The organism is Paenibacillus nanensis, assembly GCF_003583765.1.
Taxonomy (GTDB): Bacteria; Bacillota; Bacilli; order Paenibacillales; family Paenibacillaceae; genus Pristimantibacillus; species Pristimantibacillus nanensis.
Genome location: NZ_QXQA01000039.1, coordinates 1 through 1,407, shown reverse-complemented (window position 1 = coordinate 1,407; position 1,407 = coordinate 1). Strand labels below are relative to the sequence as shown.

At 47.0% G+C, this 1,407-nt stretch carries 1 protein-coding gene; it reads right to left on the bottom strand.

Annotated elements, in window-relative coordinates:
- Nucleotides 1-112: 112 nt before the first annotated feature.
- Entirely contained in the window at nucleotides 113-1,303 is a 1,191-nt protein-coding gene (locus D3P08_RS26990) for an IS256 family transposase (RefSeq protein ID WP_119603236.1), read from the bottom strand.
- Between the last annotated feature and the right edge of the window lie 104 nt (nucleotides 1,304-1,407).

The following is a 1,407-nucleotide window of genomic DNA, read 5'->3' as shown; positions in this document are numbered from 1 at the left end:
GGTAGCGTCAAGAAGTTTGTGTAAGCCCGTAGAATATCCATCTGAGATGGATTAGTGAGTTGGTTTGGCGGGGGAGGAGGCCTCCTCCCCCGCCAAACCATTGCCACCTTTTTTAGTTTTCAGTATTGCTGGTTGAGCTAGGATAGCGCTTTTCAAACATCTCCCCAAGAAACTTCTTAACAGTCGGATCACCAAACCCGCGAATAACACGGTTTTCGAAACGCTCATTGTAGGTGATCGCATCCAAATAGACGATCTTCTCTGCAGCGTCCATGTTCGTCAAGCTGTTCATCGGCTTCAAGCGTTTGCGAATTTCTTTGTTCATTCGCTCAATCGGATTCGAGGTATAGATAGCGTCCTTAATAAGAGCGGGATAGCGGTAAAACGTAAGTAACGTCGACAGTTGCTCTTCCCAAGACTTCACTTCCTTGGGATACAGCTTGTTCCACTTGGCTTTAAATGTATCAAAGGCGGCAAGCGCATAGTCATGGTCAAGAGCGTTGTAAATCGGTTTGAGATCTTCTATGAAGTCCGTCTTGTGCTGTACGCGAACTTTTGGGAATGTCGCACGTACTTTGTGCACGACGCAATGTTGAACATCGGCCAGCGGGTACATCTCTTTGAAAGCATTGTCGAGTCCAGGGAGCCCGTCAAAAACGCCTAATAGTACTTCATGGACGCCGCGATTGTACAAATCAATAAGGACGTCTTTCCAGCCGTTAGCGCTCTCCTGGCCACCTACATAAAACCCTAGAATTTGACGATGTCCTTCCTCGTCGATACCCATAGCAAAATAGATGACCTCACCGCTCACCGTGCTGCGTTTGAGCTTGACGTAGAGGCCATCCAAGTAGATCACGCTGTAGCGTTTCTGCAGGGGGCGCTCGAGCCACTTTTTGATGTCTTCTAATACAGTTGCAGTAATGTTGCTGACGGTTGTAGGGGAATAGTGGCTGCCGAACATGCTTTCGATGAAGCGAGCAACATCACGTGTTCCCATCCCACTCTTATACATTTGAATAACAGCCTCCTCCAGCCAACCGTCTCGGCGTTGGTAAGGCTCGAAAACATGTGTCTGGAAGTCCCCGTTACGATCGCGTGGCACCTCTAAATCGGTAATGTGACCGTACTTTGTGTGCAATGTGCGTTTGTAGTAGCCATTTCGACTGTTATGCTCATTTGTCGGGTCGTCCATAAAGTGCTTAATTTCAGCCTTCATGATGGATTCCAAGTTTTCCTTAACAAACTGAGTGACAAGATTTTCAAATAGGATTGAGAGCTGGTTTTCTGGTATCATAGTCATCGAGTAGAGTCCCTTCTTGGTGGCGTGGTAACCCCGAGGATACTCTACTTTTTTGTGTTTTGGATAGACTCCAAAACTTGGTACACAAACAATTGTACGTCATC

What these genes read in the sequence shown, in the direction of transcription:
- D3P08_RS26990 (WP_119603236.1), bottom strand. Translation starts at nt 1,303, where the DNA reads ATGACTATGATACCAGAAAACCAGCTCTCAATCCTATTTGAAAATCTT.